A 12,660-nucleotide genomic window follows, 5' to 3' on the forward strand; every position below is an offset into this window, starting at 1 on the left:
GTCGCTCACTTCTTCGCGTACTTGATCGAGGAGGCGATCAGCTCGGTGCGCTCACCACTGGCGGCGCGGATCGCGGCCCGGCGGGCGTTGATCGGCTCGTCCTGGATCTTGGCGTGCAGCTTCAGGATCGCGTCGAGCAGCATCTCGGGGCGCGGCGGGCAGCCGGGGAGGTACATGTCGACCGGGACGATGTGGTCGACGCCCTGCACCACGGCGTAGTTGTTGAACATCCCGCCGGACGAGGCACAGACGCCCATCGCCAGCACCCACTTGGGTTCGGCCATCTGGTCGTAGATCTGGCGGAGCACCGGCGCCATCTTCTGCGTGACGCGGCCGGCGACGATCATCAGATCCGCCTGACGCGGCGTCGCGCTGAAGCGCTCCATGCCGAACCGGGCGATGTCGTAGCGGGAACCGCCGACGGTCATCATCTCGATCGCGCAGCAGGCGAGACCGAAGGTGGCGGGCCACATCGAGTTCTTGCGCGCCCAGTTGACCAGGCCTTCGAGGCTGGCGAGCAGGATGCCGTTGGGGAGTTTTTCTTCGAGGCCCATGCTTCTCTAGTTCCAATCCAGGCCGCCGCGACGCCATACGTAGGCGTACGCGAAACCGACCGTCGCGATGAACAGCACGATCTCCACCAGGCCGAACATGCCCAGCGCGTCCGCGGAGACCGCGAACGGGTAGAGGAAGACCATCTCGATGTCGAACAGGATGAACAGCATCGCGGTGATGTAGTACGCGACCGGCATCCGGCCGCCGCCGACGACCGGCTGCGGCGACGGTTCGATACCGCATTCGTAGGCCGCGAGCTTCGCCTTGTTGGCCCGGCTCGGGCCGACGAGCGGGCCGAGCAGCACCGAGAGCACCGCGAAGCCGAGAGCGAGGACGAACAGGAGCACCAGGGGGAGGTACATGTCGAGATTGGGGACCGTCGGGGTACCGGCCTGGGCCAGCACGGGCAACATCAGCACGGGGTTTTCGCCATCCTTTCCGCGCCGCTGCGGTTTTCGAGTCGGGGTTCACCGCTTCCCTCGTCGGCACCCTAAGGGACCTGGGTCACACCGCCGAGGGTTAGGCAACCCTTACGGGCCGTGCATGACGGCCCCCTTGCTTGTGAAATAGTTCACAAGCCTCCGGTCGAGGATGTGAAGCGATTCACAAAGCATGGCCCGAGTGTAGGACGCGACTCACATTCTTGTCCCTAGGCCCCGTGCTATAAGGCTGCCCTAACTTGACCGCACGGCCAGTACGGTTACTTCCGGCGTGCGGTATCGATGACCTGCGACGTCGTCCCCAAGATCGAGTCCGGGAGTCCGTTTGACCACATTTGTCCTGTGACCGATACCACTGTGCGGCGTACCCGTGACTGGTCCAGACGTGTGGCGCCACCTGCGCGTGAAGGCCCCCTTCCCTCGGCTGAGCCGAGGGAAGGGGGCCTTCACGCGAGGTACGAAAGGGTCAGCGCGGGGAGGGGGTGGCTCGCGCCAAGGCGGCGATGAGGCGGTCCACGCCGTCCCCGCCCTTCGCGTCGTAGCAGCCCGAAAGTCCCTTGTAGACCAGCGGAAGGATCGAGTTGATCCGCAGCCCGTACTTCGTCGCGGCGTGCATGACCTTCGGCTTCCCGATCAGCTTCGCGAACACGTTGCCGAGCCGGTAGTAGCCGCCCATCAGCTCGCCGACGGCGCGCGGGTAGCCCTCCAGGGCCCGCTCACGCGACGGTCCCTCACGCCGCGCCAAGGCCTGCACGACGAACTCCGACGCCAGCTGCGCGGACTCCATCGCGGCCGAGATGCCCTCGCCGTTGAACGGGCTGACCATGCCGCCGGCGTCGCCGAGCAGCAGCAGGCCGTCGCGGTAGTGCGGGGTGCGGTTGAAGCCCATCGGGAGACCGGCGCCGCCGACCTTGCCGATGGCGTTCTCCTCGCGGTAGCCCCATTCCTCGGGCGTCCCGTCGAGCCACTGGCGCAGCAGCGCGCGGTAGTCGGTGCTGCGGAACGCGGCCGACGTCGACAGCATGCCGAGGCCGACGTTCACCGTGCCGTCGCCCAGCGGGAACGCCCAGCCGTAACCGGGGAGCAGCTTCGGGTCGCGCGGATCGCTGCGGTCCCACAGCTCCAGGTGGCCCTCGATGAACGGGTCGTCGTGGCGCGGGCTCTTGTAGTACTGCCGGACCGCGACACCCATCGGGCGCTTCTCGTTCTTCTGGATGCCGACGCTCAGCGCCAGCCGCGCCGAGACGCCGTCGCAGGCCAGTACCAGCGGAGCGCGGTAGCTCACCGGGGTCTTCTCGGGGCCGACCTTCGCCTCGACGCCGATCACGCGACCGGCCGGGCTGGTGATCGCGCCGGTGACGGTCGTGCGCTCGTACAGCCGCGCGCCCGCCTTGACCGCGGTCTTCGCGAGCAGGTCGTCGAAGTCCTGACGGGTCCGTGAAACGCCGTACGGCGGGTAGCTCGTCAGGTCGGGCCAGTCGAGTTCCAGCGTCAGCTCGCCGGTGAGGATCCGCAGGCCGCGGCTGTGCACCCAGCCCGCGTCCTCGCTGGTGTCGATGCCCAGGTCGATGAGCTGCTTGACACCGCGCGGGGTCAGCCCGTCGCCGCACACCTTCTCGCGCGGGAACTCGGTCTTCTCCAGCAGCAGCACGTCGACGCCCGCGCGGGCGAGGTACGTGGCGGCGGTGGAGCCGGCCGGTCCGGCACCGACGACGATGACTTCGGCGTCGTGGTCTGCGTTGCGACGGGTCATGCTTACGAATCTACAGTCGAGCGAAGCTCGTCCGTTGAGGGTGGCGGTGGGGAGGAAGGCGGAGCTACAGAGGGCTTCTTCGCACGGTGGATGGCGACGACGCCGAACGTGAGGTTCAGCCATTCCACCTCGGTCCACCCGGCGCTCGCGATGATCTCGCCCAGCGTCCGCTGGTCCGGCCACGCCAGCATGGATTCGGCCAGGTAGGAGTAGGCCTCGGGGTTCGTCGAGGTCCGGCTGCCGACCCAGGTGAGCAGCCGCAGGATGAACTTGCGGTGCAGGAACCGGATCGGCGGGAATGTGGGCGTCGACACTTCGCAGATCACCAGTCGCCCACCCGGTTTGACCACGCGCGCGATCTCGGTGAGCGCCGCCTTGGTGTCGACGAAGTTCCGCAGCGCGAGCGAGATGGTCACCGCGTCGAAGCTCTCGTCCGCGAACGGCAGCTTCAACGCGTCGGCGGCCACCATCGGGACGCCGCGGTGCTTGCCCGCCTTGAGCATGCCGACCGAGAAGTCCGCGGCCAGGCACCAGGCCCCGTTGCGCGCGTACTCGACGGTGGACACGCCGGTGCCCGCCGCGAGGTCCAGCACCTTCTCGCCGCGTTTGGCGTCCAGCACCCGGGCGGTGGTGGTGCGCCAGCGGCGGTCGAAGCCGAAGGTCATGAACGAATTCGCGCGGTCGTAGCCATCCGCGACGTCGTCGAACATGGCGGCGACTTCGTGCGGATCCTTGTCAAGACTCGCTCGGGACATACCCGAACACTACTTCGCGAACCCTGAGGGGCGCCGTCGGCCAAGCAGGAGCAAAGCGGCGCCCCGTAGGTTCACCTGGTCCGGTTCAGCAAGGCCGGGGCACGGTGCGCACCGGCCCTCGCCGCTTCACCGGCGAGGATCCGCCGCTCCAGCAACCGCAGTTCCGGCCCCGGTTCGAGGCCGAGCTGATCGATCGAGACCCGGCGCGCCCGCCGGTACGCCGCCAGCGCGTCGGACGTGCGCCCGGCCCGCCACAGAGCGTCCATCAGGAGGTACTGGGCACGCTGCCGCAGCGGATGCCGCCGCACCAGACCGGCCAGCTCGACGGCCGCGCTCGCGTGCCGTCCGAGATCGAGTTCGGCCTGGTAGAGCTCTTCGAGCAGGACAAGGCGGTACTCCGAAAGGCGCATCGTCTCGTCCGAAAGCAGGGGGACGTCCAGGCCCTCGTAGGGCGCGCCGTGCCAATGCGTGAGCGCCTGCCGGATCAGCGAAGCCCGCTGGGCGGGGTCGGTGGACTTCAGTGCCTGACCCGCCAGCGTCTCGAAGGTCTCGACGTCGAGTTCGCCGGGGTGGACCTCCAGCCGGTAGCCGCCGTTGTCGAAGCCGATCCGTTCGGCCTCGGGCAAGGCCTGCCGCAGCTTGTGGACGTGCCAGTGCAGCTTCGGCACCGCCCGCGGCTCCCACCGGCTCTCCCACAGTGCCTCGGTGAGCACGTCCACCGGGACGAAGGTGTTCGCCCTCACCAGCAGCACGCCGAGCAGCGTTCTCCTCATCCGGCCGCCCAGCGGTACCGACCGCGGACCGGAAGAGATGGTGAACGTTCCCAGTACTTCGAACCTCACGTGCCGTCCTCTCGCTCGATGGCGTGAGGGGACGATGAATGCCGGTTGTACAAATTGGATACAAATGATCTTGGTGTGATCAGGCGAGCGCGGAGAGCATCCCCTGGACCGACCGCGGCCAGGCGAATTCCTCCGCGCGCGCCCGCGCCGCCGCGCGCCGCGCGTCTTCGGGACTCTCCAGTAAGCCGGTGACGGCGCCCGCGAACGCCGGGGCGTGATCGTCGACGGCCTCGCCGCAGCCGGGGCGCACGATCTCCCGCAGCGCCGACGACGCCGAGACCACCACCGGCGTCCCCGAGGCGAGCGCCTCCAGCGCCGCCAGCCCGAACGTCTCGTGGGGACCGGGCGCAAGGGAGACGTCCGCGCTGGCCAGCAGCCGGGCGACGTCGCCGCGGCCGGAGAGGAAGCCGAGGAAGGTCACCGGAAGCCCGCGCGCCCGCCGTTCCAGCGCCCGCCGCCGGGGCCCGTCGCCCGCGATCACGAGCCGCACCCGGTGTCCTGCGTCGGTCAGCTCGGCGACGGTGTCCACGCTGCGTTCGACGTGCTTCTCCGGCGACAGACGTCCACAGTGGACGAGCAGGGCGTCCGCGTTCCCGGACAGCGTGTGCCGCCAACCGTCGTCACGCCGGGCGGGGGCGAACGTCGCCAGATCGACGCCGAGCGGGACGCGGCGCACGTTCGGCGCGGCGATCCGGTCGAATTCCGCGCGGGCGAACGCCGTCGTGCAGACGACCGTGTCGTAGCGCCGCGCCATCCGCCGGTTCGCGACGTCCGCGACGCGCCGCGCGACGGGCTCGGGCATGAGGAACTGCTCCAGCAGCCTGTCGAGCCGCTCGTGGGAGATGACCATGCTGGGCACGCCGTTGCGCCGTGCCCAGACGCCCATACCGCGCAGCGTGAGCCTGTCGGACACTTCGAGCCTGTCCGGCTCCAGGCGTTCCAGCACCGCGCGCACCCGGTGCGGATCGACCGCGCGATAGCCACCGGTGCCCGGGATCTGCGGCGCCAGAAGGGAAAATCGGCGTACTCCCGAGGGCAGCATCTCGTCCGCGTAGCGCCGCCCGGGCACCACGAGGGTCACCTGATGCCCACTGGCCACGTAGCCCGCGCCGAGGTGGTGCAACGCCGTCCGCAGCCCACCCGAACGCGGCCCGTAGAAATTGGCCAGCTGGATGATGTGCATTTCAGGCCGCGCGCGCGACTTTGCCCTGGACGGCCTCGTAGTGGCCGACCAGTTCCCGGCAGACGGCGGGCCAGGTCCGGCCGAGCACCACCTTGCGCGCCTTCTCCCCCAGCCTGGCGCGCAGCGCGTCGTCGCGCAGGTCGTCGACCTTCTCCACCAGCGCTTTCGCGAAGCCGTCCCGATCGGCGGGCAGCAGATAGCCGGTGCGGCCCGGGAGGACCAGGTCCTTCGGGCCGCCCGCGTCCGGCGCGAGCACCGGCAGTCCGGACGCCATCGCCTCCTGGACGGCCTGGCAGAACGTCTCGTGCGGTCCTGTGTGGACGAAGACGTCGAGGCTCGCGTACGCGGCGGAAAGCTCTTCGCCGTATCGGGCGCCGAGGAAGGCGGCGCCCGGAATCCGCTCGCGCAGCATCGGCAGCTCCGGCCCGTCCCCGACGACGACCACGCGGACCCCGTCGACCCCGGCGAGCGCGGTCAGCCGCTCGACCTCCTTCTCGGGCGCGAGCCTGCCGACGAAACCGACCAGCAGTTCCCCGTTCGGCGCCAGTTCGGCACGCAGCGCGGGGTCGGCGTGCACCGGCGAGAACCGCTCGATGTCGACGCCACGGGCCCAGCGGTGCACCCGCGGGATCCCGTGCAGCCTCAGCTGTTCCACCGAATCCGACGACGGCGCGAGCGTGCGGTCGGCCCGCGAGTGCAGGCGGCGCACCCAGCGCCAGGCCGCGCGGGCGGCGATGCCGAAGCCGTACGCGGCGGCGAAACCGGCGATGTCGGTCTGATACACCGCGATGCACGGCACCCGCAGCCGTCTGGCCGCGGCGAGCCCTCGGGCGCCGACCACGAACGGCGAGGCCAGATGCACCACGTCCGGCCCGAAATCGGCCAGCGCGGTCAGCACCGTCCGGGTCGGCACGCCGACCGGGAGGGAGTTCACGCCGGGGAAGTCGAGGGCGGGGATGCGCACGACCGGGGCGCCGAGGTACTCCCCGGGGCCCGGCCCGGGGGCGATGATCAGCACGTCGTGCGCGCGGTCGCGGAGGTGTTCCACGACGCGGAGCACGGAGTTGGTCACGCCGTTCACCTGGGGCAGGAAACTTTCGGTGACTATCGCGACTCGCACGGGGTCACTGTCGCATCCGGTTGTGACACCCACCCCAACAGAAACGGAACAGACGACATGTCATCTCAAGGTCGTGTTCCGTAAACCAGCCTCGGCCACACTAGTCAGGCATGACCCTCCTGTCGTCAAGGCCGCCGCAGCCCGTCGAGCCCGGATTGGTGTCGAAGGCACTGGAAGTGGCCGGGCGGCTGGCCAACGACGCGACCGACGTGATCACCGCGACCGCCGGCCGGGGCGCCCATCCCGATCTGACGGACTCCCCGTTCGACTGGGTCACCGACACGGACCGGATCCTCGAACGCCACACCCGCCGCGTGCTGACCGCGGAATTCCCCGGTGTCCCCGTCGTCGGCGGCGAATTCGGCGCCGACCACGGTGCCGACGTCGCCGAATACCGCTGGGTGGTCGACCCGGTCGACGGCACCGCGAACTACGTCGCCGGTGTCCCGTGGTGCGCCTACAGCCTCGCCCTGATCGACGCTTCGGGGCCGGTGGTGGGCGTGGTCGCCGACCCGTACCGCGCCCAGATCTACGCCGCCGCCCGTGGCCGCGGCGCCCGCGCGAACGGCAAGCCGATCAGGCTGACCGACCGCAGCGGCACCGCCGGGGCGATCGTCTGCACGGAACTCACGCGCAAGGGCGTCTGGCCGGGGATGGGCCAGTTCATCGAACGCGCCGCCGCCGCGCACGCCGGGGTCCGGGTGCTCGGCTCGGCGGCGCTGGCGATCGCGCAGGTCGCGCTGGGGCACGCGGCCGCCGCAGTCCTGCACAGCTACCGGGAATGGGACGTCGCCGGTTCGGTCGCGCTGGCCATCGAGGCGGGGGCCGTGGTGCTGGACCGGCACGGGGAGGACTCCGCGCTGCCCGTGGACGCACTGCTGGTGGCGGCGCCGGGGGTGGCCGACGAGGTGCTGGGGTGGTGGCGGGACTCCGTCGGTTGAGCCTCTTTGGGAGCCGGGTGGCTGAAGGGAACTTTCCCCGCGTCTTACGCGGCGAAGGGCGCTTTCGCCGCGTTTCATGCGGGGAAAGCGCCCTTCAGCTCTCAGACGGTGGCGAGCTCAGGCGGTGCGTTCGGGCTCCGGGGCCGGAACGGCCTCCACCACCGAAGCCTCCGCGAGAGAGCGCCGGTACGCCAGCCGCTGCCGCCGGATCCACCACAGCAGCGGCCCCGCGATCAGCCACGTGAAGAAGACAGTGCTGCCCAGCGGCAGCAGCGTGTTGACCACCGACCGCCCGGCCACCCGCGCGAGTTCCGGGTCGCCGAGGTCGTACTCGATGTTCACCAGCTGCCCGGCGGCCAGCCCGGCCGGGTAGAGGACGCCGTTGGCCGGGCTGTGCACGACGCCGTCCGGAGTGGCGTAGTTGATGATCGTGCGGTCGAACGTCACCGACTCGACCTGCGCGGTCGCCTGGCCGGGTTGCGCTTCGATCGCGTTGTCGTTGCGGATGGCGGCGAACAGCAGCGAGACGCAGAGCACGGTGACGAGTGAGGCGACAACGAGGGCGGCATACCACCCGATGCGCCTCACCCGCTCCGTTTTGGCCGTCACGCCGCGAGCGTAGCGCTACCCGTCAGTGGGCGTGTCGCTCGGCGAGGAATTCATGCGTCGCCCTGATCTGCGGGTAGGACTTCGGCACGGAAGGCGCCGAAGCGGCCCGAAGCGCCGAAGGGGCGACCCCGTTCGGCCCCACCGCGGGCTTGCCCTTGGTGTACAGCCAGGTCTGGAACAGGTCGTACAGCGGCTTGCCCGAGATCTTCTCGGCGAGCGCGATGAATTCCGGGATCACCGCGGACTTGTGCTTCTTCACCTGCTGCCAGGTCTGCAGGATGCGGAAGAACGTGTCGTCGCCCACAGCCTTGCGCAAGGCGTGCACCGCGAGCGCGCCCCGGTCGTAGACGGCCGCGTCGAACTGGTTCTCCACCCCCGGGTCGGCGGGCAGGACCTGCCAGAACGGGTCGTCGGCCGGGGCCGAGTCGTAGATGTACTGGGCGAGTTCGTCGGCCGTGCCCTCGCCGGTCTCCTCCGACCACAGGAACTCCGCGTAGGAGGCGAAGCCCTCGTTCAGCCAGATGTCGCTCCACTTGCCGAGCGTCACGCTGTCACCGAACCACTGGTGCGCCTGCTCGTGGGCGACGACCGAGGTGTTCGAGCCGGACCGGAACGCGCGGGCGCCGTACACCGGCCGCGTCTGGTTTTCCAGCGCGAAGGTGATGCCGGTGGTGGCGACGCCGCCTTGCGCTTCGAACGGGTAAGGGCCGAACTTCGACGCCAGGAACCCGGTGATCTCCGGCGTCCGCTCGATGCTGGCCTTGGCCGCGCCGAGCGAGTCGCCGAGGTCGGCGCCATAGGCGGTGACGAACGGCTGCCCCTCCGGCGTGGTCTGCTCGTTCACCTCGAACTTGCCGACCTCCAGCGACGTGAGATACGTCGCCTGCGGTTTGGTGCTGCGCCAGTTCCAGCGGGTCCAGCCCGGCCGCTGCGCCGTCTTGCGCACGAGCGTGCCGTTCGACAGCGCCGCGACGTCGTTCGGGACCTCGACCGAGACGTCGTAGGTGGCCAGGTCGGTCGGGTGGTCGTTGGACGGGAACCACCAGGCCGCGCTCTGCGGTTCGTCGACGGCCAGCGCGCCGTCCGGGGTCTTCTTCCAGCCGGTGATGCCGTCGATCTTCACCTTCGACGGCGTGTCCGCGTAGGCCACGACGACGGTCGCCGTCTGGCCCTTCTTGAGCGGCGTCACGGGTGTGACGGTCAGCTCGCCGGTGCCGTCGGCCGACGTCACGAACCGGGCGGGCCGGTTGTTCACCCGGACGCTCGACACCTTCAGCCCGAAGTCGAGGTTGAACGCCGAGAGGTCCTGTGTGGCGGTGAGCAGGATCGTCGTGGCCCCGGACAGCAGGTCGGTCGACGGCTGATAGGTCAGCCGGAGGTCGTAGTGCGCGACGTCGTAGCCGCCGTTGCCCGCGTGCGGGTAGTACGGGTCGCCGACGCCGATCGAACCGGGCGCGGGTGCGGCGGCCGCGGTGCCCGCGAGCAGCACCGAGACGACGCCCGCGGTCAGTCCGGCGAAGCCGGCGCGAGTGTTCAAGCGCATTGCGAATCCCTCCCAGGATTGGTCAGCGCGCTCGAACGTAGCCAGACGATCATGGCGAAGACACGTCCGAAGGAGGGGTTCCTAGCCCTTGAACCGAGACGAAAAATACCTAGACAGCGCGCACCGCGGACGACACCGCCGTACGGAGGCGCGCGTGCAGTTCACGATGGCGCGTTCGGTCCACGCGGACCTCCACCACACGCAGACCGGGCGCGGGCTTCAGCGCGGCGCGGAACTCGGTGAGCGTCTCCGCGACGACGTGCGGGACGCGGTAGCCCGCGCACAGCGCGCCCAGATCGGCGCCGTGCGGCGTCCCGAAGACGCGCTCGAAGCTGGCGTTGTGCTCGGGCGCGCCCTGCTCCAGCAGGGAGAAGATGCCGCCGCCGTCGTCGTTGAGCACCACGATCGTCAGGTCGGGGCGCTGCTCGGCGGGTCCGGTCAGCAAGCCGCTGGCATCGTGCAGGAAGGTCAGGTCCCCGAGCAGGGCGTACGAATGTCCCCTGTGGACGGTCGCGGCGCCGATCGCGGTCGAGACCATGCCGTCGATCCCGGCGACCCCGCGGTTGCGGTGCACGAGGACGTCGGGCCGCAGCCGTCCGGCGAGCGCGACGTCACGGGTCGGGTTGGAGGAGCCGACGACCAGCAGCGACCCCTCCGGGACGGCGTCGATGAGCTCGGAGGCCAGGCGCAGCCCGCTCGGCCACGGTTCGGCGGACAGCGCTTCGGCCACCGCCGTCGACGCCGCCTTGTCCGCGCGTTGCCAGCTGGCGAGCCATTCCGGATCGGCGGGTTTGGTCGGCTCGTCGAACCACTGGCCGACCTGACGGACGTTGTGCGCGGGCGCGGGCCAGTCGGAATCGGGCCGGACCAGCAGCACCTCGACGTCGGGATCGGACAGGACCCGCTGGACCTGCCGGAACACCGTCGGACGGCCGATGCACAGCACCTGCTCGGGCTTGTGCCGCGAAATGAACTCCTCGACGCCCAGCAGCCACGCGCCGGACGAGATCGCCGTCGCGCCCGCCAGCCCGATACCGCCGGTTTCGGAGACGACCGGCCAGCCGTGCAGCTCGGCCCATTCGCTGGCGGCCTGCACCCCGGTGTCGCAGGCGATGACCAGGCCGGAGCGGGCCGAGGGCACCACGAACGAGGGAAGCGCGCCGAAGTCGGGGAGTTCGGTCCAGCGGGCCCCGTCCGGCCGCCCTTCGAGTGATTCGAACCACTCGCCGTCGTCGTCGAGATCGGGGACGAGCGGCTCGCGGAACGGGATGTTCAGGTGCACCGGCCCGCAGCGCCATTCTCCGTACGCGGCGTTCCAGGCGCGGCAGATCTGGCTGCGCCAGTACGAGTTCTGCCCGGCGCGGCGTTCGCCGACGGCGAGCTCGTCGAAGTAGCGGATGGCGTTGCCGTAGAGCTGGTGCTGGTCGATGACCTGGCTCGCACCCGCGGCCCGCAGTTCGGGCGGGCGATCGGCGGTCAGCACGATCAGCGGGACACCGGCGCGATCGGCCTCCAGCACGGCGGGGTGGAAGTTCGCGGCCGCGGTGCCGGAGGTGCACAGCACGGCGACGGGGCGGCCGGTGCGCGCGGCGATGCCGAGGGCGAGGAAGGCGGCGCCGCGTTCGTCGATGCGGACGTGCAGCTGGAGACGTCCGGCGGCCGCCGCGTCATAGAGCGCGATCGACAGCGGGGCGTTGCGTGAGCCCGGGCAGAGGACGACGTGCGAGACGGTGTTGCGGACGAGTTCGTCGACGATGACCCTGGCCTGCGCGGTGGAGGGATTCACCGGCAGACCTCGGGTTTGACACTACGACTCACGGCCACACGTCCTATTCTCCCAAACGTGGATGACGCCCAGGTTTCCGAGCTGTTCGACCCGGCCTTGTGGACCGAGGTCGAAGGTTTCGACTTCACCGACATCACCTATCACCGCTCCTCTGAGAGCCGATCAGGCAAACGCGTCGTGCGTGTCGCGTTCGACCGTCCCGAGGTCCGCAACGCCTTCCGTCCGCACACCGTCGACGAGCTGTACCGCGCGCTCGACCACGCGCGGATGAGCTCGGACGTCGGCTGCGTCCTGCTCACCGGTAACGGCCCGTCGCCGAAGGACGGTGGCTGGGCGTTTTGTTCCGGTGGTGACCAGCGTATTCGCGGACGCTCCGGGTATCAGTACGCGGATGGGGAGACCTCCGACACGATCGATCCGGCGCGGGCCGGCAGGCTGCACATCCTCGAGGTCCAGCGGCTGATCAGGTTCATGCCGAAGGTGGTCATCGCGGTGGTCCCGGGATGGGCCGCCGGCGGTGGGCACTCGCTGCACGTGGTGTGCGACCTCACGCTCGCCTCGGCCGAGCACGCGCGGTTCAAGCAGACCGACGCCGACGTCGGCTCGTTCGACGGCGGCTACGGCTCGGCGTACCTCGCCAAGCAGGTCGGGCAGAAGTTCGCGCGGGAGATCTTCTTCCTCGGGCGGGAGTACACGGCCGAGCAGATGCAGGCGATGGGCGCGGTCAACTCCGCCGTCCCGCACGCGAAGCTGGAGACCGAGGCGCTGGACTGGGCGTGGACGATCAACGGCAAGTCGCCGACCGCGCAGCGGATGCTCAAGTACGCGTTCAACCTCACCGACGACGGCCTGGTCGGCCAGCAGCTCTTCGCCGGCGAAACCACCCGGCTGGCGTACATGCAGGACGAAGCCGTCGAAGGCCGCGACGCGTTCCTGGAGAAACGCTCCCCCGACTGGTCGGCCTCCCCCTACTACTACTGACCCCCGATCGCGTTTAGCCCGCTAACTGCGCTCCGCTCGCGGGTCGCCTTTAGCGGGCTAATCGCGACCCGTCCGCGCACCCACCCCACGTCGCGTTTAGCGGGCTAAACGCGCTCCGCGCATGCCCCCACCCTTGGGTCGCGTTTCGCGGA

At 70.0% G+C, this 12,660-nt stretch carries 12 protein-coding genes; 2 read left to right on the plus strand and 10 right to left on the minus strand.

Annotated elements, in window-relative coordinates:
* Nucleotides 1-5: 5 nt before the first annotated feature.
* From L324_RS16300 to L324_RS16330, 7 genes are all read right to left on the minus strand, one after another.
* The gene (locus L324_RS16300) at nucleotides 6-554 is read right to left on the minus strand and encodes a NuoB/complex I 20 kDa subunit family protein (protein ID WP_005151847.1); all 549 of its coding nucleotides are present in this window, start codon (nucleotides 552-554) and stop codon (nucleotides 6-8) included.
* 6 nt (nucleotides 555-560) lie between these two features.
* Entirely contained in the window at nucleotides 561-968 is a 408-nt protein-coding gene (locus L324_RS16305) for an NADH-quinone oxidoreductase subunit A (RefSeq protein ID WP_037308493.1), read from the minus strand.
* Between the two features lie 493 nt (nucleotides 969-1,461).
* Nucleotides 1,462-2,748, minus strand: a complete 1,287-nt coding sequence (locus tag L324_RS16310) for a geranylgeranyl reductase family protein (protein ID WP_037308398.1) — start codon at nucleotides 2,746-2,748, stop codon at nucleotides 1,462-1,464.
* Between the two features lie 2 nt (nucleotides 2,749-2,750).
* Complete coding sequence (locus L324_RS16315; RefSeq protein ID WP_235783550.1) at nucleotides 2,751-3,503, minus strand: demethylmenaquinone methyltransferase; 753 nt, start codon at nucleotides 3,501-3,503, stop codon at nucleotides 2,751-2,753.
* A gap of 71 nt (nucleotides 3,504-3,574) precedes the next feature.
* Nucleotides 3,575-4,345: an AfsR/SARP family transcriptional regulator gene (locus L324_RS16320; RefSeq protein WP_037308400.1), complete on the minus strand. Its 771-nt coding sequence runs from the start codon at nucleotides 4,343-4,345 to the stop codon at nucleotides 3,575-3,577.
* Nucleotides 4,346-4,424: 79 nt separating this feature from the next.
* On the minus strand, nucleotides 4,425-5,528 hold the full coding sequence (locus L324_RS16325) for a glycosyltransferase family 4 protein (RefSeq protein WP_037308403.1): 1,104 nt from the start codon (nucleotides 5,526-5,528) through the stop codon (nucleotides 4,425-4,427).
* Between the two features lies 1 nt (nucleotide 5,529).
* Complete coding sequence (locus L324_RS16330) at nucleotides 5,530-6,648, minus strand: glycosyltransferase family 4 protein (protein WP_173426376.1); 1,119 nt, start codon at nucleotides 6,646-6,648, stop codon at nucleotides 5,530-5,532.
* Between the two features lie 110 nt (nucleotides 6,649-6,758).
* Here L324_RS16330 and L324_RS16335 point away from each other — a divergent pair, with 110 nt between their 5' ends.
* Nucleotides 6,759-7,589, plus strand: a complete 831-nt coding sequence (locus tag L324_RS16335) for an inositol monophosphatase family protein (RefSeq protein WP_037308409.1) — start codon at nucleotides 6,759-6,761, stop codon at nucleotides 7,587-7,589.
* 117 nt (nucleotides 7,590-7,706) lie between these two features.
* Here the strand turns inward: L324_RS16335 and L324_RS16340 are convergent, their stop codons facing one another.
* The 3 genes from L324_RS16340 to menD all read right to left on the minus strand — a co-directional run bounded on the left by L324_RS16340 (nucleotide 7,707) and on the right by menD (nucleotide 11,527).
* Complete coding sequence (locus L324_RS16340; protein ID WP_051173930.1) at nucleotides 7,707-8,198, minus strand: DUF3592 domain-containing protein; 492 nt, start codon at nucleotides 8,196-8,198, stop codon at nucleotides 7,707-7,709.
* A gap of 22 nt (nucleotides 8,199-8,220) precedes the next feature.
* A complete protein-coding gene (locus L324_RS16345) occupies nucleotides 8,221-9,741 on the minus strand; it encodes a M1 family metallopeptidase (protein WP_037308412.1) in 1,521 nt (506 codons plus the stop codon).
* Between the two features lie 109 nt (nucleotides 9,742-9,850).
* Nucleotides 9,851-11,527 carry a 2-succinyl-5-enolpyruvyl-6-hydroxy-3-cyclohexene-1-carboxylic-acid synthase gene (gene menD, locus L324_RS16350; RefSeq protein WP_037308415.1) on the minus strand — a complete coding sequence of 559 codons (1,677 nt, stop codon included), beginning with the start codon at nucleotides 11,525-11,527 and terminating at the stop codon, nucleotides 9,851-9,853.
* 57 nt (nucleotides 11,528-11,584) lie between these two features.
* Between menD and L324_RS16355 the strand changes: the two genes are divergently transcribed.
* The gene (locus L324_RS16355; RefSeq protein WP_037308417.1) at nucleotides 11,585-12,508 is read left to right on the plus strand and encodes a 1,4-dihydroxy-2-naphthoyl-CoA synthase; all 924 of its coding nucleotides are present in this window, start codon (nucleotides 11,585-11,587) and stop codon (nucleotides 12,506-12,508) included.
* Nucleotides 12,509-12,660 lie beyond the last annotated feature (152 nt).

Origin of the sequence: Amycolatopsis orientalis DSM 40040 = KCTC 9412 (genome assembly GCF_000478275.1) — a bacterium.
In the GTDB taxonomy this organism is placed as follows: Bacteria; Actinomycetota; Actinomycetes; order Mycobacteriales; family Pseudonocardiaceae; genus Amycolatopsis; species Amycolatopsis orientalis.

Bases quoted from the DNA above. Each gene is read 5' to 3' on its own strand.
- L324_RS16300 (WP_005151847.1), bottom strand. From the start codon at position 554: ATGGGCCTCGAAGAAAAACTCCCCAACGGCATCCTGCTCGCCAGCCTC.
- L324_RS16335 (WP_037308409.1), top strand. From the start codon at position 6,759: ATGACCCTCCTGTCGTCAAGGCCGCCGCAGCCCGTCGAGCCCGGATTG.
- L324_RS16315 (WP_235783550.1), bottom strand. From the start codon at position 3,503: ATGTCCCGAGCGAGTCTTGACAAGGATCCGCACGAAGTCGCCGCCATG.
- L324_RS16310 (WP_037308398.1), bottom strand. From the start codon at position 2,748: ATGACCCGTCGCAACGCAGACCACGACGCCGAAGTCATCGTCGTCGGT.
- L324_RS16305 (WP_037308493.1), bottom strand. From the start codon at position 968: ATGTTGCCCGTGCTGGCCCAGGCCGGTACCCCGACGGTCCCCAATCTC.
- L324_RS16325 (WP_037308403.1), bottom strand. From the start codon at position 5,528: ATGCACATCATCCAGCTGGCCAATTTCTACGGGCCGCGTTCGGGTGGG.
- L324_RS16345 (WP_037308412.1), bottom strand. From the start codon at position 9,741: ATGCGCTTGAACACTCGCGCCGGCTTCGCCGGACTGACCGCGGGCGTC.